Genomic DNA, 743 nt, shown 5'->3' on the forward strand with positions numbered 1-743 from the left:
AATGATGTTTTATTATTCCGTGAGGGACAAAAATGAAAAAAAGTGATTTAGATCACAACATTCAAAATATTTCATTCAATGATAACGATAATACTTCTCATAAGAATACTTGTTTAGAAGCCATTCCTTATAAGGAAGCATTGCAACAAAACGGCTGGGGGAAATAAAGCCGATCACTGCTGCTCTCTTACCCGTCGAGCCTTTTAACCCATTACAACTCCCCATGCCATTCATGGATTATGTTTATGACGTTTCACAGCGTCAACAAGCTCCCATGGATTTTATGGCTACCTCTGCTTTATGTGCCTTGGCTGCTGTGATTGGCAATGGCGTGCGTATCGCTCCAAAACAACAGGATGATTGGAAAATTGTTCCTAATCTATGGGGGGCTCTGATTGGTAAACCCTCAACATACAAAACACCAGCCATGAAAGCGGCTTTGGCGCCTCTCTATGTCTTTCAAGAGGAATGGTATAACGAATGGAGGAAAAAGAAAAAACAACAAAGAATTGAAGAAAGGTTTGAGGAGTTAAGCAAACGAGAAAAGGAGAAACAAGCAGAGAAAGCTCTCAAAAAAGGAAATGATGAAATAGCACGTGCTCTTTTGTCTGAAACCCTTTCTGAAGACAATGCAGATGATGATTACCTCCCTCGTCTTATTGTCAATGATGTCACGGTAGAGAAGCTAGGGGAATTGTTGAAAGAAAACCCCCGTGGTCTCTTAATGGTGCGTGATGAATTTT

General features: G+C 40.4%; 2 protein-coding genes. Both read left to right on the plus strand.

The features are described 5' to 3' along the window. Positions 1-32: 32 nt before the first annotated feature. Positions 33-167, plus strand: a complete 135-nt coding sequence (locus BN338_RS13600) for a hypothetical protein (RefSeq protein WP_341872029.1) — start codon at positions 33-35, stop codon at positions 165-167. A 116-nt stretch (positions 168-283) separates the two neighbouring features. Next, positions 284-743 (plus strand): DUF3987 domain-containing protein (locus BN338_RS13605; RefSeq protein ID WP_341872030.1); only part of this gene is annotated, 460 nt, incomplete at its 3' end.

It is taken from the genome of Bartonella queenslandensis AUST/NH15 (assembly GCF_000312585.1).
Lineage (GTDB): Bacteria > Pseudomonadota > Alphaproteobacteria > Rhizobiales > Rhizobiaceae > Bartonella > Bartonella queenslandensis_A.

Coding starts and splice junctions, on each gene's coding strand:
- BN338_RS13600 (WP_341872029.1), top strand. CDS start 33: ATGAAAAAAAGTGATTTAGATCACAACATTCAAAATATTTCATTCAAT.